The 21,052-nt window shown below is 59.2% G+C and carries 20 protein-coding genes; 11 read left to right on the top strand and 9 right to left on the bottom strand.

Annotated features, from left to right (window positions below):
• Positions 1-141: 141 nt before the first annotated feature.
• From FJU08_RS15505 to FJU08_RS15490, 4 genes are all read right to left on the bottom strand, one after another.
• Entirely contained in the window at positions 142-1,377 is a 1,236-nt protein-coding gene (locus FJU08_RS15505) for an ABC transporter permease (protein WP_141149926.1), read from the bottom strand.
• Positions 1,374-2,297: an ABC transporter permease gene (locus FJU08_RS15500; protein ID WP_210245246.1), complete on the bottom strand. Its 924-nt coding sequence runs from the start codon at positions 2,295-2,297 to the stop codon at positions 1,374-1,376. Before FJU08_RS15500 ends, FJU08_RS15505 begins: the two co-directional genes overlap by 4 nt.
• Position 2,298: 1 nt before the next feature.
• On the bottom strand, positions 2,299-3,387 hold the full coding sequence (locus tag FJU08_RS15495) for an ABC transporter ATP-binding protein (protein ID WP_141149925.1): 1,089 nt from the start codon (positions 3,385-3,387) through the stop codon (positions 2,299-2,301).
• A gap of 194 nt (positions 3,388-3,581) precedes the next feature.
• Positions 3,582-4,715, bottom strand: coding sequence for a substrate-binding domain-containing protein (locus FJU08_RS15490; RefSeq protein ID WP_141149924.1), 1,134 nt, complete (start codon positions 4,713-4,715; stop codon positions 3,582-3,584).
• Positions 4,716-4,979: 264 nt separating this feature from the next.
• Here FJU08_RS15490 and FJU08_RS15485 point away from each other — a divergent pair, with 264 nt between their 5' ends.
• Entirely contained in the window at positions 4,980-6,455 is a 1,476-nt protein-coding gene (locus FJU08_RS15485) for an aminotransferase-like domain-containing protein (RefSeq protein WP_141149923.1), read from the top strand.
• A gap of 15 nt (positions 6,456-6,470) precedes the next feature.
• Here FJU08_RS15485 and FJU08_RS15480 read toward each other — a convergent pair whose 3' ends face one another.
• From FJU08_RS15480 to FJU08_RS15460, 5 genes are all read right to left on the bottom strand, one after another.
• Positions 6,471-7,322: a 3-keto-5-aminohexanoate cleavage protein gene (locus FJU08_RS15480; protein WP_141149922.1), complete on the bottom strand. Its 852-nt coding sequence runs from the start codon at positions 7,320-7,322 to the stop codon at positions 6,471-6,473.
• A 146-nt stretch (positions 7,323-7,468) separates the two neighbouring features.
• Entirely contained in the window at positions 7,469-8,248 is a 780-nt protein-coding gene (locus tag FJU08_RS15475) for a MetQ/NlpA family ABC transporter substrate-binding protein (RefSeq protein WP_141149921.1), read from the bottom strand.
• Positions 8,249-8,368: 120 nt separating this feature from the next.
• Complete coding sequence (locus FJU08_RS15470) at positions 8,369-9,148, bottom strand: MetQ/NlpA family ABC transporter substrate-binding protein (protein WP_141149920.1); 780 nt, start codon at positions 9,146-9,148, stop codon at positions 8,369-8,371.
• Between the two features lie 30 nt (positions 9,149-9,178).
• The gene (locus FJU08_RS15465) at positions 9,179-9,847 is read right to left on the bottom strand and encodes a methionine ABC transporter permease (protein WP_141149919.1); all 669 of its coding nucleotides are present in this window, start codon (positions 9,845-9,847) and stop codon (positions 9,179-9,181) included.
• Positions 9,837-10,880: a methionine ABC transporter ATP-binding protein gene (locus tag FJU08_RS15460; protein WP_141149942.1), complete on the bottom strand. Its 1,044-nt coding sequence runs from the start codon at positions 10,878-10,880 to the stop codon at positions 9,837-9,839. Before FJU08_RS15460 ends, FJU08_RS15465 begins: the two co-directional genes overlap by 11 nt.
• A gap of 490 nt (positions 10,881-11,370) precedes the next feature.
• Between FJU08_RS15460 and FJU08_RS15455 the strand changes: the two genes are divergently transcribed.
• The 10 genes from FJU08_RS15455 (at position 11,371) to FJU08_RS15410 (ending at position 21,022) form a co-directional block, all read left to right on the top strand.
• On the top strand, positions 11,371-11,847 hold the full coding sequence (locus tag FJU08_RS15455; protein ID WP_141149918.1) for a DUF3830 family protein: 477 nt from the start codon (positions 11,371-11,373) through the stop codon (positions 11,845-11,847).
• 36 nt (positions 11,848-11,883) lie between these two features.
• Positions 11,884-12,915: an ABC transporter substrate-binding protein gene (locus tag FJU08_RS15450; RefSeq protein WP_141149917.1), complete on the top strand. Its 1,032-nt coding sequence runs from the start codon at positions 11,884-11,886 to the stop codon at positions 12,913-12,915.
• Between the two features lie 194 nt (positions 12,916-13,109).
• Positions 13,110-13,934, top strand: coding sequence for an ABC transporter permease (locus FJU08_RS15445; protein ID WP_141149916.1), 825 nt, complete (start codon positions 13,110-13,112; stop codon positions 13,932-13,934).
• Positions 13,927-14,730, top strand: a complete 804-nt coding sequence (locus tag FJU08_RS15440) for an ABC transporter permease (RefSeq protein WP_141149915.1) — start codon at positions 13,927-13,929, stop codon at positions 14,728-14,730. The genes FJU08_RS15445 and FJU08_RS15440 overlap by 8 nt, the downstream gene beginning before the upstream one ends.
• A gap of 1 nt (position 14,731) precedes the next feature.
• On the top strand, positions 14,732-15,763 hold the full coding sequence (locus FJU08_RS15435; RefSeq protein WP_141149914.1) for an ABC transporter ATP-binding protein: 1,032 nt from the start codon (positions 14,732-14,734) through the stop codon (positions 15,761-15,763).
• 43 nt (positions 15,764-15,806) lie between these two features.
• Complete coding sequence (locus tag FJU08_RS15430; RefSeq protein WP_141149913.1) at positions 15,807-17,240, top strand: aminobutyraldehyde dehydrogenase; 1,434 nt, start codon at positions 15,807-15,809, stop codon at positions 17,238-17,240.
• A 48-nt stretch (positions 17,241-17,288) separates the two neighbouring features.
• Positions 17,289-18,227, top strand: a complete 939-nt coding sequence (locus FJU08_RS15425; protein ID WP_141149912.1) for a LysR family transcriptional regulator — start codon at positions 17,289-17,291, stop codon at positions 18,225-18,227.
• A gap of 107 nt (positions 18,228-18,334) precedes the next feature.
• On the top strand, positions 18,335-19,648 hold the full coding sequence (gene aptA, locus FJU08_RS15420) for an omega-aminotransferase AptA (RefSeq protein ID WP_210245245.1): 1,314 nt from the start codon (positions 18,335-18,337) through the stop codon (positions 19,646-19,648).
• An 86-nt stretch (positions 19,649-19,734) separates the two neighbouring features.
• Positions 19,735-20,475 carry a sulfite exporter TauE/SafE family protein gene (locus FJU08_RS15415; RefSeq protein WP_181409866.1) on the top strand — a complete coding sequence of 247 codons (741 nt, stop codon included), beginning with the start codon at positions 19,735-19,737 and terminating at the stop codon, positions 20,473-20,475.
• Between the two features lie 103 nt (positions 20,476-20,578).
• Complete coding sequence (locus tag FJU08_RS15410; RefSeq protein ID WP_141149909.1) at positions 20,579-21,022, top strand: hypothetical protein; 444 nt, start codon at positions 20,579-20,581, stop codon at positions 21,020-21,022.
• Positions 21,023-21,052 lie beyond the last annotated feature (30 nt).

The raw sequence follows: 21,052 nt of genomic DNA, 5'->3' as shown, positions 1-21,052 counted from the left end.
CATGCGAAAGCTTATCGAACGCGCAAATGTACTCATCCGCGATGAGCGAAAATGGGCGCAAAATGCTGCTTGATCAAAACGGATACTCTAATTCACGAAGAAGCAAGGCTCGTCATAGGACGAGCGCCGCTCGGCTCGGTTTCAGTCCGCCTTGCCGGGGCTCAGCGCCCCGGGATTGAATGCGCCGCCAAAAGGTGACGGGCTTGCGGGCGACGGGGCAGGTTTGGCAGCATCAGGCGCCAGTGTGCCGGAACTGAAAGCACCGCCAAAGGCAGAGCCGCTGCCGCCGGCAGCAGGGGCCGCAGGCGCAGCCTGCTCATTCAAACGTTGCTGCTCAAGCGCCTTGGTACGGGCGCGCTGTTCTTCCATCAGCTGCTGCTGACGCGCCCGCTTGTCCTCGATGACCTTCTGCTCGCAGACGGAGGAATCATAGCGGCTGCCGGAGAAGAAGAGCAATCCGGCAAAAAGCGCAAGCAGTGCGAAGACACCGGCCGGATGGGTGAGCGCGCGCAACACCGGATTGGCATAGGCACGCGATTTTTCCGCCTTGCCAGACAGGATCAGCGTGCGCCGCCGCGCGTAGGCTTCGTGCACGATCGCGCCGATCAGCGTGATCGAAATGATGATCACGGCCAACGCCGAGAGCGACGGATCGGTTCCGAGCCGAACCTTCGAGGCCAGTGCCGTCGTGAAGGTATTGCCCGACAGGATGGTGAAGACCGTGGTGTTGTAGTTCTCAAACGAGGCCAGCAGTGTCAGGAAGGCGGCCGACCCGATCGCAGGTCCCAGAAACGGCAGCAGGATCTTGCGGAAGGCCTGTCCGGGCGTGGCGCCGAGATCAAGGGCCGCCTCGGTCAGCGTCGGGTCGAAGCGTTGCAGGCGGGCAATGAATACCAGCATGGCATAGGCTGCAATGAAGGTCACCTGACCGGCAAGCGTCAGGAAAATCCCGTTGAAGAACAGCGAATCATACGACGCACCGAAGAAGCGGCCAAGCGCACCCCAAAAAACGATGGTCGAAATACCAAGAACCACGCCGGGGATCAGGATCGGCACAATCAGCACCGTATAAAGCGTCGAGCGCAGCCGCGGGCTGACCTCGGAAAGGGCAATGGCGCCTGCAAGGCCCAGCGGCACGGCAATCACGACGACGCCGAAACCGATGACGGCACTGGTCAAAAGCCCGCTCATCAGCCGGTCATTGGCAAACAGCACATCGAACCAGTTGGTGGTGAAGCATTCCCAGGGGACAATGCGCGGAAAGGATGACGAGTTGAACGCCGTGACCACCATAATCACCAGCGGCCCGAACAGGAAAGCGAAAAAGAGAAGCGAATAAAGCGTTGCGAAAAGGCCGCCGCCTGTCCCCCGGTTCATCGGCCAATCTCCGCGACCGAGACCTTGAAGATCTTCATCATCAGCGTGACGAAGCCGATACAGACGCCGAGCAGGATGACGGCATAGGCCGCCCCGCGCGGCCAGTTCGAAGCCTCGTTGAACCACTGATAGATCACTTGGGTGAACCACAGGCTCGACGGGCCGCCAAGGATCTGCGGGGCGGCCAGCGCACCGGCCGTCAGCATGAAGACCATGGTGGCGCCGGAGGCGATACCGGGTTTGGCAATCGGCAGCACGACGCGCCAGTGCACCCGGATCCAGCTCGCCCCCATATCCCGCGCCGCCTCGATCTGGTTGCGGTCAAGTGCTTCGACGGCGTTGTAGATCGGGAAGATCATCAGCAGCACATAAGCATAGGTGAGGCCCGAATAGAGCGCCACATCGGCTCGTATAAAGTCGATCGGCTGGTCCCATAGCCCTGCCGTCATGCCGATGCCGTTGATGAGACCGGTCGCGCCAAAAAGCACGCGGAATGCAAAGGCACGCAGGATTTCGTTCACCCAGTAAGGCACGATCAGACCGACAACCATCAGCCGCGCGGCAACGCCGGTTGCCGAATGGGCGAGGATAAAGGCCACGGGATAGCAGATCGCCACGTCCATGATGGTGACGAAGACCGCAGCGATGATGGTGCGCAGCAAAATGCCCATATCAAGCGTATTGAGGCCGGCATCATTGCCGGTCAGGAAATAGCTGTAATTTTCGAGCGTGAAGGTGTCATTTGGTCCGCCAACTTCACTGGCGGCCAGATTATGCGAGAAGGAATAATCCAGCATCGCCAGCTGCGGCAGGAAGATCAGGAATACGACCCAGAAAAACACGCCGATGCCAACAAACAGCGCCACACCAAGACCGTGGCGCGAGGAGAAGTCATTCCATGCGGCTGTCATTTTCTCCATGTCACGCCCCGTCCGCTGGCAGCACGGTTGCGCGCGCCGCATTGAAGGAGACATGGATCTGGCCATTGCCATCCGGGCTCAACGACGGACCGAGGCCATTGACCCGGCTGACGCGCAAATCGGTCCCGGCGGCCTGAAGGAAGAGATGGCGGTTGGAGCCCTCAAATTCCTCCTTGGCGATCTTTGCCGAAATCATGTTCTCGCTGACGCCGGGTTCAGCCGGTTCCAGCAGTTCGGGCCGGACGAAGAGAACGCAGTCCTCGCCGGGCTTGTAACGCCTGCCACCGGCCGCACGGCCTGCCAGAAGGCCGAAGCTCGTCTCAAGCATGGCAATATCGCCGGTCTGACTGGCAATCTTTCCGGCGATCGCATTGGTTTCGCCTACGAAGGAGGCGACAAAGGCGGTTTTCGGACGGTTATAGATCGCCTCGGGGGCCGCCACCTGTTCGATGACACCGGAATTCATCACCGCGACCCGGTCACTCATGGTCAGTGCCTCGCCCTGGTCATGGGTGATATAGATGAAGGTCAAGCCGACCCGCTGCTGGATGGCGCGCAGCTCACTGCGCATATGCTGACGCAGTTTCAGATCCAGCGCTGACAATGGCTCGTCAAGCAGCAGGATATCGGGCTCGACCGCCAGTGCGCGGGCAATGGCAACGCGCTGACGCTGTCCGCCGGAGAGCTCATGCACTTTCTTGTCGCCCTGCCCCGGCAGGGCAATCATATCCAGCAGCTCGTCTGCCCGCTTGCGGCGATCCCGCTTGGAAATGCCGCGCACTTCCAGCGGAAAGGCTATATTGTCGGCGACACTCATCAGCGGGAACAGGGCAAGGTTCTGAAAGATCAGCGCGGTCGGCCGTTTGTTGGGTCCGATATTGCGCATGTTCTTGCCGCCGATCATCACCCGGCCTTCGGTCGGCTCGACAAAGCCGGATATGCATCTGAGCAGTGTTGTCTTGCCGCAACCCGATGGCCCAAGGAAGGAGAAGAACTCGCCGCCCGATATCTGAAGGTTGGCATTGTCCACGGCGGTGAATGAACCGAAGCGGATCGACACGTGATCAAGAACGACGTCTTTGCTGCTCATGAGAACCCTTGAAAAATCATGGTCGGCGGGTCGTGACGCCCTCGCACCATCACGCCCCGCCTTCGCGCATCTCCCGGATCTTCATCCAGACATGCGAACATAATCGACATTGGCAACGCGTCCCCGATCCCGGTACCGGCAAGCCTGAAAGGACTGCCGGCCACGCGCCGCCCGCACCATGGACGCCTGATAAATCAGGCGCTCATGAATTTATTGGTGAACTCGGTGCGCATGTCGGCATACCAGGGCGCTTCAGCCGGCCAGGCATTGAGATTGGCCAGCGCATCCCCGGGATAGGCATCGGCGAAGTTCTGCGAATAGGTGGCGCTGGCAAAATCGGCGGCACCAATCACCGGCGAGTTGTAACCGTGGAAGTCAATTGCCTTGCCGGCCAGTTCCGGCGTGTAGGCTGCCTCGATAAAGGCGTAGATCTGATCGATATTCTTCGCACCCTTCGGGATGGCCATGCCATCGATCCAGGCCATCGCACCTTCGATCGGTGCACGATACATCACCGGCTCGCCATCCGTCTTCAGCGCCAGCGGCGGTCCATCCCAGGTCTGGCCGACGATCACGCCTTCATTCAGAAGACCGGCCTTCTGGGTATCGGCATCATTCCAGATGATCTTGATGTTCTTCTTCTTCGAAATCGCGATATCCGTAACCTTGGTCCAGACCTCGGTCATCTTTTCCGGTGTCTCATAGGCAGCCCACATGGAACCCGGCTCCAGCTGGCCCATGCGCTCCAGCGCCAGGCCGAGGCCGAGGATCATCGAATGGCCACGCCCCATGGTCTTGCCAGCATTGGCATCGTCCCAGACATCGTAATAGCTCGGGAATTCACCGGCAGGCGTGAACAGGTCGGTGCGCCAGCCGATACCTTCGGTGCCCCAGATATGCGGAATCCAGCAGCAACCACCGAAGTTCCAGTATTTTTCGCCGATCGCCATGGAAGCCTGAACATGATCGATCGGAACCCGGCTCATATCGAAAGGCTGGAGCAGTTCGGCCGGCTGCCATTGCAGATTGCGATTATTGGTCGGCGAGACAATGTCGAAGCCTTCGCCATTGGTGGCCTTCAGCTTGTTGAGCAATTCCTCATTCGAGCCGATGCCGGTGAAATTGATCTTGATTCCCGTCGAGCTTTCGAAGGCATCGACAAAGATCTCGGGCAGATAGTCCGACCACATCATGATGTTGATCTCGCCAGACGACGCAAGCGCCTTGGACGAGATGATGGCCGGCATGGCAAGCCCTGCGCCAACGGCAGCCGAACCTTTCAGAAAGGAGCGGCGGGCAATCGGTGCCTTGGTAATGAAATGCGACATGCTGTTCCCCTTCGATGTCGTGTCTTGAAGCGCCGGGCGACCCTCGCCCGGTCTTTGCCTGTGTGCTCGCGAAGGCGCGGGTCTTGATGCCATTTTCCGCCTGCGTGCCCATGGTGGAAAAATGTTATGTGGCGGAAGGTTGACGGCTTAGAGCCACGGGGGGAAAACTATGGAGCCAGTCGCGCTCACCGCGCAACAATCCGAGCCTCTGTGCGGCAACGCTTCCATTGCCAGCCCGTGCAGGGACGCATAACGTCGAAAATCATGATCGAACAGTTTTTCACCACGCCGCTGGATCCGGGCAAACGCCTGCAGCAACAGATTCAGGAACGCCTGATCGAGGCCATTCTCGCCGGCGCGCTTCCGTTGCACGAGCCGCTGCCGGCAACCCGTGTAATGGCCCGGCGGATCGGGGTGGCGCGCAACACGGTCACACTTGTCTATGAACGTCTGGCCGAGGACGGCTTCTTGAAGCCGGTCAATCGTCGCGGCTATTTCATCAATGAGCGCACGCTGCGCGAACAGCTCAATATCAGGGTTGAAAGCAAGGCGCGCCGCGCAGATGAATTCGATGCGACCGAACGGCTCAACAGCCGCTTCGCCGATCAGGTCAGCATCGTCAAGGCCACCAACTGGCGCGACTATGAATTTCCCTTCGTCTACGGACAACTGATACCGGACAAGGTATCCGTCAGCCGTTGGCGCGATGCCATCCGCCTGGCCGGTACGGCGCAACATACGCCATCCTGGATTTTCGATCAGGTTGATGGCGACGATCCGATGCTGGTCGAACATATTATTCGCCGCATTCTGCCACAGCGCGGCTTCCGCGCGACGCCGGAGGAGATCCTGGTCACAGTCGGCGCCCAGAATGCGCTTTTCACCACGGCCATGGCCCTTTGCGGCCCCGGAAAACGGGTCGATGTGGAAGATCCCGGCTATGTCGATGCGCATAATATCTTTCGTGGTTTCGGCGCCGAGATCCGCCCGCACCCGATTGACGGCAATGGCCTGAAAGTGTCGCCTGCCCTTGCCGGCGCCGATCTCGTCTATGTCACGCCCGGCCATCAATGCCCGACCAATGTCACCATGGGCATGGAGCGCCGCCTGTCATTGCTGTCTGCCGCCGAGGTCCATGATTTTCTCATCCTCGAGGACGATTACGAGCACGAGCTCAATTTTGTCGGCGCCCAGAAACCAGCGCTCAAGGCCCTTGATGAGCGCGGGCGGGTCATCCATGTATCGAGCCTTACCAAGCCACTCTTTCCCGGTCTTCGGCTCGGCTTTATTGCCGCCTCACCACCGATCATCCGCCATCTGCGCGCTTTGCGGCGGCTGATCTGCCGCCACCCTTCAGCCCTCGACCAGCGGGCACTGGCCATCTTCCTCGCCGAAGGCCATTATGACGCCCATATCCGTCGCCACCGGGCCGAACTTTCCGCCAAATGGCGGCTTATCCTGTCGGAAATCCACCGCCAGATGCCGGAATGCAGTGTGACCATGACCACGGGCGGCTCCGGACTCTGGCTGCGTTTGCCGGAAGATCTGCGCGCGACGACCGTACAGGCCGAAGCCGCGCGGCGTGGCATCCTCGTTGAAGCCGGTGATGTTCACTATCTCAAGGATGATGCGCCGACAAACCGGTTGCGACTTGGCTTTGCCGCCATCCCGAAAGACCGCATCGCAGCTGGCATTTCGCGACTGGCTTCCACCATTTCCGCCTTGCGCGGCCTGGAATGAGGCTCACTCCGTCGCTCAGGCCCGTCCCGCATTGTCGAGACCGAGCATCTGCACCAGTTCGTTGATCCGCCCGCCCGGAAGAGCGGGACCTTGCCCATGGGGTGCACCGGAAAATGAGGCGTCGCAGTCAATACGCACCTTGCCGCCCAGCATCATTGCCGCATAAAGGCAGGCACTTTCCCCGGGGCCACGGGCGCCAAGCGCCCAGTCAGAATCAGGCAATTGCTGGCGGATAGCGGCCGCGGCGGGTTCCACGGCCGAGAAATCGCCCCATATCTGGCTCTCGACTTCGATCAGAACCTTGAGGTTTTCCTCAGGCACGATGCCGTCATCAATCATTTCAGCCAGCTGAAAAACCTCTGCTTCACCGCGTAACACATGCTGCAGATCGATACCTGCCGCCCAGCAACGATGATAGAAGTCGCTGAGTGCGCCCAGATCAGCGCAGGAAACCATGTCTGCCAAAGCCAGAGAGACCGCATCGGGCTGCAAGGTCGCCAACAGTGTCTCAAGATCGCCAAGGGACTGGTGGCCGATATTTTCCAGCGCCAGCTGCAGATAAAGCCCCGGTGTCCGGTAGCCGACTTCCATCATAATGGCCCGACGGAATTCCGCATCACGCGACAGGCGGCCCGCCTCGTCATGCAGGCGCAGGCTGATACCGCTAGCGCCGGCCCGCTGACAAACAAGCGCCCGGTCGCCAACATCTTCTATAATTTCACCAAGACCATTGAACAAGGCAGCACCGTTCCCGTACAGAACATGGGCTTTGACCATGATCCTCGGCAGGCCGCGCACCAAAACATCGCTACGCCACGCATCCCCCGTTGTAGCGATACTGCTATGATATCCAGCTTCAATCTTCATGCCCCTCGTCCGTCCCCGACGTTTGAGCTTCAGCCTTCATCCTGCATTTTACCGGTGAAAATTCAACTTCACTTTTCAATCTGCCATAAAAAAGCCCCAGACTGTGTCCGGGGCTTTTCAATTCAGTTCTGTTTATGTAGGCGATCTTACCAGACCGGAACGACCGCGCCCTTGAAGGTGTCGTTGACATACTGCTTCACTTCCGGGCTGTGATAGCTTTCGATCAGCGTCTTCACCCAGTCGGCGTCCTTGTCTTCAGTGCGCACGGCGATCACGTTGACATAGGGCGCCTTGGTGCTCTCCTGAAACAGCGAGTCATCCACCGGGCTCAGGCCGGCTTCCAACGCGTAATTGGTGTTGATCACCGCGAGATCGACATCATCCAGCGAACGCGGCAACTGAGCGGCATCCAGCTCGATGATATTGAAATTGTGCGGATTTTCGGCGATATCGGCAACTGAAGACTGAAGATTGGTATTGTCCTTCAGCGTGATCAGGCCCTGATCATCCAAAAGCAGAAGCGCGCGCGCGCCATTCGACGGATCGTTCGGAATGGCGATCGTGGCACCATCGGGAATATCAGCCTTCGATGCGAGCTTCTTCGAATAGGCAGACATCGGCGTATTGATGTTCTTTGCGACCGAAACAATGTCAAAGCCGCGATCGGCGACCTGGGCATCAAGATAGGGCTGATGCTGGAAGGAATTGGCATCGAGATCGCCATCATTCAGCGCCTGGTTCGGCACGACATAATCCGAAAACTCGATCACATCGAGATCGAGCCCCTTGGTCGCTGCGATTTCCTTGACCTTTTCCATGATCTGCGCATGCGGACCGGGGGTCACGCCGATCTTCTTGGTTTCGGCATGGGCGACACCAGCGGTGGCGAGTGCGGCAAAGGCCGCGGCAATAATCAGTCTCTTCATCGGTTAGCTCCGTCTTAGAAAGGTTGAGACATTGATTTATGGGTGTGTGGTTTCGGTCTGTGGCGGCTCAAAGGCTGCCGTTTCGCGCCCGGACATCGCCCGAGCGCAATTGCATTATTCTTACCAGGTCGGCGTGATCGCACCCTTGAAGGTGTCGTTGACATACTGCTTCACTTCCGGGCTGTGATAGCTTTCGACCAGCGTCTTGACCCAGTCGGCATCCTTGTCTTCGGTCCGCACCGCAAGAATACCGACATAGGGTGCTTTGGTGCCTTCGCGGAAGATCGAGTCATTGACCGGGTTGAGGCCAGCATCAAGCGCGTAATTGGTGGTGATCAGCGCGATATCGACATCATCAAGCGAGCGCGGCAGCTGGGCGGCATCCAGCTCGACGAAATTGAAATTATGCGGATTGCCTGTGACATCGGCAACCGTTGCCTTGACGCCAACGCCTTCGGTCAGGGTGATCAGGCCCTGATCTTCAAGCATCAGAAGGGCGCGCGCGCCGTTCGAAGGATCGTTCGGCAGCGCAATCGTCGCACCGTCCGGGATGCCGTCTTTCGACGTGATCTTCTTCGAATAGCCGGCCATCGGGAAGTTGACGGTCTGGGCGACAGACACGATATCAAAGCCGCGATCGGCAACCTGGGCATCGAGATAGGGCTGATGCTGGAAGGAATTGGCGTCGAGATCGCCATCGTTCAGCGCCTGGTTCGGCACGACATAATCCGAAAATTCGATCACATCGAGATCAAGGCCCTTGGTTGCAGCAACTTCCTTGACCTTCTCCAGAATTTGCGCATGCGGACCGGGCGTGACACCGACCTTCTTGGTTTCTGCATGGGCAATACCGGCTGTGGCGAGTGCAGCAAAAAGGGCTGCAGCAATCAGTTTCTTCATCGAAAATACTCCGTTCGCAGGGGCAGGAAATCAGGATTTGCGGTTACGCTTGTCAAAGGAGCGGGCCAGCGCATCACCTGCGCTCTGGATCGCCTGGACAAGCACGATCAGGACAACGACCACGGCGAGCATGACGCCGGGCATGAAACGCTGATAGCCGTAGCGGATACCAAGATCGCCGAGACCGCCGCCGCCGACAGCGCCCACCATGGCGGAATAGCCGATCAGACTGACAACGGTCAGGGTCAGTGCAAGCGTGATCGCCGGACGCGCTTCGGCAAGCAGCACCTTGGTGACGATCTGCAATGGCGAGGCGCCCATGGCCCGTGCGGCCTCCACCAGCCCCTTGTCAACCTCGCGGATCGCCGCTTCGACCAGTCGGGCGATAAAGGGAATGGTTGCCACGGTCAGTGGCACGATCGCCGCCTTGGTGCCGATTGACGTGCCCGCGACAAGCCGGGTGAACGGAATGATGGCAACCACCAGGATGATGAAGGGCGTCGAGCGCGCGGCATTGACGATCACGCCGACGATCTTGTTGAGGATCGGTGCGGGAAACAGTTCCCCCTTGCCGCTGGTGGCAAGAAAGACCCCGATCGGCAGGCCGATCACGGTTCCGATCACACCTGAAACCACCACCATATTGATGGTCTGGATCAGTGCCTTGAGGAGAAGACTGACGAGCATATCAGGCGACATAGCCGATGACCTCCGCAAGCAGACCGGTTTCAGAAAAGAAGGCGTTGGCTCGCGCGACAACGGCCGGGTCGGCCGAATAGGAGACCACCAGCGAGCCATAGGGATCACCGGCAATTTCATCCACCGTGCCGGCAATGATATTGACCGGAGCGCCCAGTTCGCTTGCAAGCCTCACCACCAACGGCTGGTCGGCCGTGGCGCCGAAGAAGGTCAGGCGGACAAGCATATTGTCACCGGGCTCGGGTGCTGCATGGACACGTCTGCCGATCCAGTTCGGCAGGTCAGCACCGGGCAGCGATGCCAGCAGAACCTTGGTGACGGCATGTTGCGGCCGGGTGAACACATCAAAGGTGCGCCCGGCTTCGACAATGCGCCCCTTGTCCATGACAGCCACTTCAGAAGTCACCGCCTTCACCACTTCCATTTCATGGGTGATCAAAAGCACCGTCAGGCCGAGTTCATGATTGATCCGCTTCAACAGATCGAGGATCTGCTGCGTCGTTTCGGGATCGAGTGCCGAGGTCGCCTCATCGGACAGAAGCAATGTCGGTTCGGTCGCCAGCGCCCGGGCAATACCGACGCGCTGCTTCTGGCCGCCTGAAAGTTCGGACGGATAACGTTTCATCATGTCGCCGAGCCCGACCATGTCGATGAGAGGTTCGATCCGCGCCTTGATGGCGCTGCGGCTCATGCCGGCAATCTCCAGCGGCATCGCCACATTGTCATAGACGGTGCGCGAAGACAGGAGATTGAAATGCTGGAAGATCATGCCGATCGACCGGCGCACACTGCGCAGCGCCCTCTCATCCAGCGCCGACACGACAGTACCATCGACGGTCACGGTCCCTTCCGACGGCTTTTCCAGCCCGTTGACAAGCCGGATCAATGTCGACTTGCCGGCGCCCGACCGGCCGATAATGCCGGTAATCGCGCCATGCGGCACGCTGTAGCTGACCTTGTCGAGAGCGGTAAAGGCGGGTTTGGAACGCGAAGAACCGGCAAACACTTTCGAGACGGCATCGAAACGAACCATCGGCTCGCTTTGATTTCCAGTTTGTGAAGCGCCATCGACAGGCGCGGCGCCCGCCGGAGCGGAAGGGGTAACGGACATGACAATCTCTTCGATGGCGCGCTTTCAAGAAGCGCAAAAGGAGAACGGGTGGCTTCAGGCCTCAGGCACAAAAGCAACACATTCGAAAGATTGTCTTAGCCGTTAGCATCTTCGCATACGCCTTTTCAAACGGGAATCGAATGGTCCACTTTGGCCCCTCCCGATTTACCAAACTATATGCGCTGCAGATCACAGAAGTGACAGCAATAAATTTTCAGTTTCACCGTCATCTTCGAAAAATAATTCTGATGAATTTCGCCTTTGACACGCCGATGCCCTCTTAACTGTAAGGACCAGATCGAGGGTGCCACGAATATGATAAAAATATTTTATATGCGCATGTGAATTTGAGATTGGACAATTTTCGCAGTCATCCGGTTTCATGATCCGACAAAACAATGGGAAACAGTCCATGAGCGAAAAGAAACTCTATCTCAAATTTCTCGAATCCGACGTTACCGGCATAATTTCCCTTTATTGGGATCACGCGCCGGAAACCTGCAAGGCCATCTGGGGCGCTCTGGAAAAACCGATCCAGTGGCAGGCAACCCACGCCATCTTCTCCGGTCCGGAAATCATGATGGGCCTGCCGGAAGAAGCACGCAATTTCGATCCGACCAAACTGCCGCCGGAAAACCAGACTGTTCTGCCTGAGCCGGGCGAACTGCTGTGGTTCTATCAGCCGAAGAATTTCTTCAAGATCGACCCGGATGAGTTCTGGGAAATCGGCATGTTCTACGGACAGGGCGGACGTACTTTCGGCCCCACCGGCTGGATTTCTTGCACCTATTTCGGAAAAATGACGGAAAACCTCGACGGAATTGCCGCTGAATGCCGCAAGATCCGTATTGAGGGCGCGAAGCATGTCGAGCTCGGCCACCTGGCCTGAAACTGGACTGAAGACCAAAAGAGAGAGGGAAATAGCATGAAACGCGTAACCAAACTGCTTGCAGCGACCTCGGTTCTGGCCGCAGCCGCCGCCTCGGCCCAGGCTGCGGAAATCACCATCAATTCCTTTGGTGGAGCCTATGAAGAAGCGCACCGCAAATGCGTGATCGACCCCTTTACTGCCGAGACCGGCGCCGACGTGAAGATCATTACCGCCTATTCGGCGGATGCCTTTGCCCAGCTGCGCGCCCAGAAGGATGCGCCGCAATATGACGTGATCCACTTCTCCGGCGGCCAGGAAATTGTCGGTGCGGCCGAAGGCCTGCTGTCGCCGATCGATCCGGCCAAGCTTTCCAATGCAGCCGATCTCTATCCCTTCGCCAAGGCGGGGCTGGAAAAGGGTGAAGGCCCGGCCTATCAGATCGCCGCCATCGGCATGCTTTATGACAGCGATGCGCTTTCCGAAGCGCCAACCAAATGGGCCGATCTGATGAAGCCGGAACTGGCCGATGGTCTGGTTCTCACCGACATTTCCAACTCCTACGGCCTGTTCGGCTTTTTGATGCTGAACCAGGTCGCAGGCGGCAGCCTCGATGACATCACCCCCGGCCTTGATGCCGTCAAGACGATGCTGGAAAACGGTGCCTATGTCGTCTCCAAATCGCCGGAAATCCAGCAGGCCTTTGCCCAGGGCGGCGCAACCATCGCACCCTATGCCTCCGACTATGCCTATACGCTGCGCAAGGCTGATCTGCCGATCAAGTTCCAACAGGGCGAGGAAGGCACGCCGGCAAGTTATATCACCACCAACCTCGTCGCCGGCCGTCCGAACCAGGATCTGGCGCTGAAGTTCATCGATATGGAATTGTCGCCGGAAGCACAGAAGTGCTTTGCCGATGCGCTGCGCTACACGCCGACCAATTCCAAGACGGTGCTTGATCCGGAGGTCGCTGCCGACGTCGCTTATGGTGAAGATGGCGTGAAGGACCTGATCCGCTTTGACCCGGCCAAGATCGAAGCCAATCGCGCCGACTGGGTTGTCGAGTGGAACAAGGCGATCGCCCAGTAAATCAGCGTCAAGGATTACCGGCATCGCCCCCATCAGTGCTGGTATTCCACTGCCGTCAGGCTCGCTCCTGACGGCAGACCCGGGCTTGTCCGCACCGGCGGACCGGGCGTAAATGGTGATCAGGCCCGGCAAAGGAAAATGCATCAGGGCAGCACATATAACAGCTGGATTTCAAAAAGGACTTTGACACCCGGATGACTACCGACCGCAACGAGAACATGCTTCTGGTCGCTCCGGGGCTTTTGCTTCTTGCATTCGCCTTTCTGCTGCCGATCCTGCGTATGCTTTCCCTCTCGGTCTTTGGCCCCGAGGGCTTTACGCTACAATGGTTCGTGCAGTTCTTCAGCGAACCCTTCTATCTCTATGTCCTGTGGCGAACCATCCGGCTGTCCCTCATCATCACGGTGATCTCGGCGGCGGTCGGCTTTCCGCTCGCCTATATCATGGCGCGGTCCGGCCCGCGCGTCCGGCTATGGCTGATCATCGTCATCCTGCTGCCGCTGATGACCAGCGTAGTGATCCGCACCTTTGGCTGGATGGTAATTTTCGAGCGCGGCGGCATTATCGCAACGGCGCTGCATTCGCTCGGCCTCGTCAAGCGTAATTTCACCCTGATGCGCACCGAAACCGCGATCGTCATCGGCATGGTGCAAGTGCTGCTGCCCTTCATGACGCTATCAATCCTCGGCGTGATTTCACGCATCGATATCCGCCTTGAAGAGGCGGCCCGCACCATGGGCTGCTCCTTCCTGCAATCCTTCCGCCATGTGGTGCTGCCGCTGGCTATGCCCGGGATTGCCGCAGGCTCGCTTCTGGCCTTCACGCTTTCGGCCAGTTCCTTCGTCACGCCCAATCTTCTCGGCGGGCCGCGCCTTCAGGTTCTGGCGACATCGATCTACACATCGGTGACGCAAACACTGGACTGGCACTTCGCTGCCGCCCAGGCAGTCATTCTGTTCATCGGCATTGCACTGACGCTTCTGCCTTATATGAAACTCACCGGAGGCCGTCATGGTTAAGGCCGTTCCGCTCTGGCTGAAGATCGTCACTGTCATCTTCATCGCCCTTGTCGTCCTCGTCATGCTCGGCCCGCTTGTCGTGGTGATCGGCACATCCTTTTCGGCGAACCAGTTCATTGCCTTCCCGCCCAAGGGCTTCTCGCTTGAATGGTATCACAAGGTCCTGTCGTCCAGCGCCTATCTTGCCGCAGGCGGTTTGAGCCTGGCGCTGGCGCTGATGGTCACGCTCTCCTCCGTCACGATCGGCGGGGCGGCAGCCATTGCCGTCCATCGCCGTCAGCTGCCGAAATCGGATCTGATCGGCGCCGCCTTTCTCTCGCCGCTGATCCTGCCGACCATCATCTATGCCATCGGGCTTTTGATGTTCTGGAGTTCCGCTTTCGGACCGGTCTCCTTTGTAACGCTATGGATCGGCCACACGGTGATCACGCTGCCTTACGTGGTGCGCACCACGCTCGCCGTGCTCTCGGAAGCCGATCCCTTCGTTGAGGAAGCCGCCCGCACCATGGGGGCCGGGCGTATTCAGCGATTGATCTTCGTTGTCCTGCCGCAATGCGGGCCAGGGCTTGCCGCCGGCGCCTTCTTCGCCTTCAACATCTCCTTTGACGAGGCGGTTCTGTCGCTCTTCCTGCGCACGCCGGATCTCACCACGCTTCCCGTGCAGATCTACGGCCAGCTCGAGTTTTCGCCGGACCCCTCCGTTGCCGCCGTATCAACCATCATGATCGGGCTGACCGTCGTGCTGATTCTGGTGATTGACCGCGTCCTCGGCATCAAGAAATTCGCGAGTAGCTGAAATGTCCGATATACATCTCGACAATATCCGCAAATCCTATGGCCGGACCGAAGTGCTGCACGGCATTTCCCTTGAACTCGCCTCCGGTGAATTCGTCAGCCTTCTCGGGGCATCCGGCTGTGGCAAGACGACGCTACTGCGCTCAGTTGCAGGGCTTGAAAGCGTCACCGCCGGGCGTATCGTCATTGATGGGCAGGATGTGACGCAACTGCCGCCGGAAAGGCGCGACATCGCCATGATGTTCCAGTCCTATGCGCTGCTGCCGCATCTTTCCGTCAGCGAAAATGTCCGTTTCCCCTTACGTATGCGCCGGATCGGCAATCGCGAGGAACAGGCCGAAAGGGTAAAGGCAGCACTGGAGACCGTGCAGCTTTCCCATCTTTCCGAGCGCTTGCCGCGCCAGCTTTCCGGTGGGCAGCAGCAGCGCGTCGCGCTCGCCCGCGCCATCGTTTCCAATCCGAAAGTGCTGCTGCTTGACGAACCGCTGTCGAACCTTGATGCCAGGCTGCGCGAGGACATGCAGGTGGAACTGATCGAAATCCACCGCCGGCTCGGGCTTACCACACTCTTCGTCACCCATGACCAGGAAGAGGCCTTGAGCCTTTCCGACCGTGTTGTGCTGTTGAATGCGGGAACAGTGGAGCAGGAGGGCGCGCCCGCCGAAATCTATGCGGAGCCCGCAACCGCTTTTGTCTCAGGCTTTCTCGGCTCCGCCAATATTCTGCCCGCCCGGCTTGGCGCCGACGGCACGGCAAAACTGACAGACGGCCAGATCGTCGCCATCCCGCCGACATCGCTGACAGGTGATGTGCAGCTGGTGCTGCGGCAGGAAGACCTGTCGCTTGCAACAAAGGGCAACGGGCTTGCCGCTACCGTCAGAACCCGCGTCTTCCTCGGTGCCCGAAACCGTTACGTTCTGGAGCTCGCTGGTAAAACCATCAGACTTCTGACCGGCAATGAGATCATTCTTGAACCAGGGGCCAGCGTGACACTGCAGATCGACGCAGACCGTATCCGCGTCCTTGATCGCTGATCCCCTCCCCTTTTTCCAGTTTTCTCCTGCACCAGGGTGTTGCATGACGAATTTCGAGACCCGCCTTTTCATCAATGGCCGCTTCATTCAGGGCGAAGGTGTCAGCGATACCGCCTATGAACCGGCGACCGGCCGGGCGCTGACCTGGGTGGCCTCCGCCTCGCCCACGCAGGTCGATCAGGCGGTTCAGGCCGCCCACCGCGCCTTTCAGTCCTTCCGCCTGACGACACCGAAGGAGCGTTCGCTGGCACTTCTCGCCATCGCTGCGGAGATCGAGGGCAATGACGAGCTGGCCGCAATCGAATCCATCAATGCCGGCAAGCCGCTGCGTTATGTCAAAGCCGGTGAACTGGCCAATGTCGCCGATGTGTTCCGCTTTTTTGCCGCCGCCGCCCGTACCATGCCGGCATCAGCTGCCGGAAACTACCGCTCAGCAAAGATGACGAGCGCAATGCGGCGCGATCCGATCGGCGTGATCGCCCAGATCGCCCCGTGGAACTATCCTCTGCTGATGGCCGCCTGGAAGGTGGCCCCGGCGCTGGCCGCAGGCAATACCATCGTCATCAAACCCTCGGAGCACACACCGCTGAGCCTGCTGAAGCTTTGCGAGATTTTCGCCCGTCACTTGCCTGAGGGCGTCGTCAACGTGATTGCGGGCAATGGCCCCGATGTCGGCCAGGCGCTGATCTCGCATAATCTGGTGCGGATGATCTCGCTCACCGGTGATGTGCGCACCGGCCGTGCCGTTCTGGCGGCGGCGGCCGGTCCGATGATCAAGCGCACCCATCTGGAACTCGGCGGCAAGGCACCGGTCATCGTCGCCGATGATGCCGATCTCGACGTGCTGGTCGAAACACTGCGCGAGGCAAGCTTCTACAATGCCGGGCAGGACTGCACCGCCGCCTGCCGCATTCTCGTTGACCGCCGTCTGGAGAGCGAATTGACGGCACGGCTGGAAGCCATGATCGCAACGCTGGTCTATGGCGCGCCGGAGCGCGATGATGCCGAATTCGGGCCCGTCATCACAGCCGCCCATCGCGACAGGATCGCAGGCTTTGTCGATCGCGCCAGGGCTGACGGCGCCGATCTCGTCATTGGTGGCAAGGCGCCGGATCTCGATGGTTTCTTCTTCGAGCCGACCCTTTTGCGCGCCAATGCCGATGCCGAAATCGTCAACAAGGAAGTCTTCGGACCGGTGATCACCATTACGCCCTTCGACAGCGCCGAAGACGCACTCAGCTTTGCCAATCAGTCGGAATATGGCCTTGCTTCATCAATCTGGTCGCGCGATGCCGCCCGTGCTGCGTCTCTTGCGGCCCGGCTCGAATATGGTGTCACCTGGATCAATACCCATGGTGTTTTCGCCACCGAAATGCCCCATGGCGGCATGAAGAACTCCGGCTATGGTTCGGATCTCTCCATGCAGTCGCTGCTCGATTACACGCAAGTCCGCCACATCATGACAGCAGGTCTGTAAACGGCCTCTCGCGCCCTGATTGGCAACGCCCCGGAGGCCTGCTAGACCATGCCCATGCGCATCATCGACATGGCCACCTTTGTCTCTCTGGCCCGCAACCGCCATTTCGGCCGGACGGCACAGGAGCTCAACACCACCCAGCCGGCGATTTCCTCCCGGCTGGCCATTCTGGAGCGTGAATATGGCTGCCGGCTGATCGAGCGCGGCGACCGTGAATTCCGGCTGACAGCCGAAGGGGAACGCGCCCTTTCGACCTTTCAGGACGTCCTTGACCAGTTGACCGACCTTCGCTCCGAGCTGAAGAACGGCGGAGAAGGGGCCTCTCATATTATCCGCATTGGCGCTATCGACAGCGTCGTCGGCACATGGCTGCCGGATTTCATCGAAGCACTTCGCCAGTCCATGCCGAAACTGCGCGTCGAGGTGACGATTGAAGGAACCCGGGATCTGGTCGCCGGTATTCAACGCGGCGAGCTTGATCTGATCTTCGGCATCGAACCGGCAATCGGAGATGCTTTCCGCTCCTTTATCCTGTGCTATTTCGAGATGGTCTGGGCGGCAGCCCCGGCCACGATCGAGCGCGACCTGGTCTATGGCGTTGATGAATTATCGCAAATGCCGCTGGTGACCTTCCCAAAAGGCACGCCACCCTATACCTATGTTGCACCCTATTTTCAGGACGAACGCGTGCTGGCATCGAAACTGACGAGCTCGAATTCACTCTTCGCCATGATCAATCTCGTGATCGGCGGCTTCGGTGCTGCAGCCCTGCCGACCGTTGCCATTACGCGTGAACTGCGTGACGGCCTTCTGGAGCGGATGAATGTGACGAAACCCTTTCCGCCGATGCCGATCGTCGCCACCTATCAGACCACTGTCGGCCAGAACGTGCTGCGCCTCGTTGCAGAGGAAGCACGCCGCTCGGCAGAACGTTTCTGCGAAACGGCAGAACCCGACAGCGCCTGGGCGCCGATGCCGACGCGCTGACGTTTGCTGTCCCTGGCCCAGTGAATGAGCCCGGTCTGGCTCTCCCTGTCCTGAAGCAGGCATGATTTGGTACCGTCAAAGCAATGATCTTCCAAGGACGCATGACGATGGATGCCACCGTGAACCAGACCCTCGACGACTACTGGATGCCTTTTACGGCCAACCGGGCCTTCAAGGCCGATCCGCGCATTCTGGCGCGCGCTGAGGGCGTTCACTACTGGAATGACCGTGGCGAAAAGCTGATCGATGGTGTTTCAGGCCTCTTCACCACACCTTGCGGCCATGGCAGGCGCGAAATTGCAGAAGCCGTCGCAGCCCAGGTCACCGCGCTCGATTTCGCGCCGCCGTTTCAGTTCGGCACGCCCGGTGCCTTCAGGCTTGCCACCGAGATCGCCAAACTGACGCCGGAGGGCATGAACAAGATCTTCTTCGGCAATTCCGGCTCGGAAGCCGTTGAATCTGCCATCAAGATCGCCATTCAGTATCATCGCCGCCGGGGCGAAGCCCAGCGCCAGCGCATTGTCGGCCGTGAAAAGGCCTATCACGGCGTCAACTTCGCAGGCTGGTCGGTCGGCGGCATGGTCAAGAACCGCGAGCAGTTCGGCCTTGGAATGCCCGGTGTTTCGCATATCCGACATACCCAGCAGGATTTTTCCCTCAAGACCACGGGCCAGGCGGAAACCGGCGCCGATCTTGCCGACGACCTTCAGCGCCAGATCGACCTCTATGGCGCCGATACGATCGCCGCTTGTATCGTCGAACCGATCTCCGGCTCTGTCGGCATTCTCGTGCCGCCGAAGGGCTATCTCGAGCGGCTCCGCAAGATCTGCTCTGACAATGGTATTCTGCTGATCTTTGACGAAGTCATCACCGGTTTCGGGCGCACCGGCAAGGCCTTTGCCGCCCAAAGCTTCGGCGTGACGCCGGATTTGATGACCATGGCCAAGGCGATTACCAACGGCAATATCCCGATGGCGGCGGTTGCGGTGCAGGATGATGTCTATCACGCAATCGTTGACAATTCGCCGGATGCCATTGAGTTCCTGCATGGCTATACCTGGTCGGCAAGTCCGATTGCCTGTGCGGCGTCCCTAGCAACGCTGAAGATCTATCATGACGAGGAGCTGTTTTCCCGTGCTGAAGCCGCAAGTCCCGGCTTCCTGGCCCGTGTCGAGGATCTCGCCGCGACCATGCCGGTCGTTACAGGCGTGCGCGGCTATGGCCTTCTCGCTGGTATCGACCTTGCGCAGGGGGAAAAGCCCGGAAGCCGCGGCTTTGCCACACTGAAGGCCCTTTATGCCGCCGGCGCGGTTCTTCGCGTCACCAATGACACGATCATTCTGGCCCCCTCCTTCATCATGACCGATAACGACTATGACCAGTTGTTCGACACGCTGAAGTCGGTCCTGTCAGCCATCTGATCCGCCGGCCCGCGCCGTCAGTCATCTGCCGGGGCGGGCATGCTTCATATCCTTCGCCGGACATGGGCCCGGAAAGGCCTGCAATCGTGAGCATTCTTGTTTCCGTCGCCGTCATCCTGCTGGCAGCCGCCTTTCGCGGTGTCACCGGCTTCGGCTTCGCCCTGATCGCCATGATCGGGCTCAGCCCCTTTTTCAGTGCCAGTCTTCTGGCACCGCTCGTCATCGCCTCGGACCTAATGGTCACCGGGCTTATCCTCGCTGAGCGCAAGGGCGCCCCCGTTGACTGGCCAAGCTTCACGCTGATGTTTGTCTTCGGCATCATCGGCGCCGCCTTCGGCCCGCTTTTCGCCCATGCCATCGATGACGACACCGCCAAATTCTGCATCGGGCTTGCCGTTCTGGCAGCAGCCCTTGTGTCAATGGTGAAGAAGCCCCCTGCCCTTCTGGCAACACCGGCTGCCGGAATGGTCGCCTCGCTCATCGTCGGCTTCCTGCTGTCAGCTTTTGCTGCCGGCGGGCCGATCGTTGTCGCCTGGCTTCTGGCAAAAAGGCTCGCGCCGGATCGCTTTCGCGGCACACTCGCGCTGTTCTTCGGCCTGATCGACTTGATGACGCTGATCATGCGTTTTGCCTATGGCACCGTTCCGGATGGCTTTGCTGGTCAACTCGTCCTGTTCCTGCCGGTAACACTCGCCGGATATCTGATCGGCCTTTTTGCCGTCAGGCGCATGACCAGCGAGCACTGGCGCTTCTTCACCCGCTATGGCCTGTTCTTCATCGCGCTCATTGGTGCATTGCGGGCCGCCGTCTCCGCCTTCCGGCTGTGACAGAGGCAATCGGCACAATCACAAGTTAATCGGAGAAAGTGAATTTTACCTAAGCCAGAAAGTTCTTAAACTCGTGCTTTCACAAGCTGGCAGAGAGAGAACCATGGGGCTGAAACACATTGCATTCGATGCGCAACCCGCGGTCGGAGCCAAGCCTGACGAAGAATGCCCGCGACGGATCATCAAGAAAAAACAATGCGCAAACGTAAATTTGAAGCTGAACTTCCAGCGCCTCTGCCAAATCCGTGAAGAGGAAGAGAAACAGCAAAGGCAAAAGGCGCTTTCGGCCAATCTTGCCGAAATTGCCACGATCCGGACGCTCACACTTGCCGATACGATAGATCGTCTTGCCAATATGCGGCTGAAAGAGCGAGGCGTTTGGCAGCAACGGCATCCGTCCGCGCCCATCATGCGCCGGAAATCGCCTCTGCTTCCCGATCCAAAACCGCAGAACCAGGAGATACAGCCCGCCGCCTCGCACAAGGATGACGTGGCTGACAACAAAAACGCCCACCGGGGGAGGAGGATCCGGCGAGCGTCATTGTAACAGACTGACGATTGGGAGGAGGAGGGTCAT

It is taken from the genome of Martelella alba (assembly GCF_006516955.1).
Taxonomy (GTDB): domain Bacteria; phylum Pseudomonadota; class Alphaproteobacteria; order Rhizobiales; family Rhizobiaceae; genus Martelella; species Martelella alba.
The sequence above is the reverse complement of the archived record's forward strand: the minus strand, read 5'-3'. Positions and strand labels throughout refer to the sequence as shown.

Bases quoted from the DNA above. Each gene is read 5' to 3' on its own strand.
- FJU08_RS15505 (WP_141149926.1), bottom strand. From the start codon at position 1,377: ATGAACCGGGGGACAGGCGGCGGCCTTTTCGCAACGCTTTATTCGCTT.
- FJU08_RS15500 (WP_210245246.1), bottom strand. From the start codon at position 2,297: ATGGAGAAAATGACAGCCGCATGGAATGACTTCTCCTCGCGCCACGGT.
- FJU08_RS15495 (WP_141149925.1), bottom strand. From the start codon at position 3,387: ATGAGCAGCAAAGACGTCGTTCTTGATCACGTGTCGATCCGCTTCGGT.
- FJU08_RS15490 (WP_141149924.1), bottom strand. From the start codon at position 4,715: ATGTCGCATTTCATTACCAAGGCACCGATTGCCCGCCGCTCCTTTCTG.
- FJU08_RS15485 (WP_141149923.1), top strand. From the start codon at position 4,980: ATGATCGAACAGTTTTTCACCACGCCGCTGGATCCGGGCAAACGCCTG.
- FJU08_RS15480 (WP_141149922.1), bottom strand. From the start codon at position 7,322: ATGAAGATTGAAGCTGGATATCATAGCAGTATCGCTACAACGGGGGAT.
- FJU08_RS15475 (WP_141149921.1), bottom strand. From the start codon at position 8,248: ATGAAGAGACTGATTATTGCCGCGGCCTTTGCCGCACTCGCCACCGCT.
- FJU08_RS15470 (WP_141149920.1), bottom strand. From the start codon at position 9,148: ATGAAGAAACTGATTGCTGCAGCCCTTTTTGCTGCACTCGCCACAGCC.
- FJU08_RS15465 (WP_141149919.1), bottom strand. From the start codon at position 9,847: ATGTCGCCTGATATGCTCGTCAGTCTTCTCCTCAAGGCACTGATCCAG.
- FJU08_RS15460 (WP_141149942.1), bottom strand. From the start codon at position 10,880: ATGGTTCGTTTCGATGCCGTCTCGAAAGTGTTTGCCGGTTCTTCGCGT.
- FJU08_RS15455 (WP_141149918.1), top strand. From the start codon at position 11,371: ATGAGCGAAAAGAAACTCTATCTCAAATTTCTCGAATCCGACGTTACC.
- FJU08_RS15450 (WP_141149917.1), top strand. From the start codon at position 11,884: ATGAAACGCGTAACCAAACTGCTTGCAGCGACCTCGGTTCTGGCCGCA.
- FJU08_RS15445 (WP_141149916.1), top strand. From the start codon at position 13,110: ATGACTACCGACCGCAACGAGAACATGCTTCTGGTCGCTCCGGGGCTT.
- FJU08_RS15440 (WP_141149915.1), top strand. From the start codon at position 13,927: ATGGTTAAGGCCGTTCCGCTCTGGCTGAAGATCGTCACTGTCATCTTC.
- FJU08_RS15435 (WP_141149914.1), top strand. From the start codon at position 14,732: ATGTCCGATATACATCTCGACAATATCCGCAAATCCTATGGCCGGACC.
- FJU08_RS15430 (WP_141149913.1), top strand. From the start codon at position 15,807: ATGACGAATTTCGAGACCCGCCTTTTCATCAATGGCCGCTTCATTCAG.
- FJU08_RS15425 (WP_141149912.1), top strand. From the start codon at position 17,289: ATGCCCATGCGCATCATCGACATGGCCACCTTTGTCTCTCTGGCCCGC.
- aptA (WP_210245245.1), top strand. From the start codon at position 18,335: ATGGATGCCACCGTGAACCAGACCCTCGACGACTACTGGATGCCTTTT.
- FJU08_RS15410 (WP_141149909.1), top strand. From the start codon at position 20,579: ATGGGGCTGAAACACATTGCATTCGATGCGCAACCCGCGGTCGGAGCC.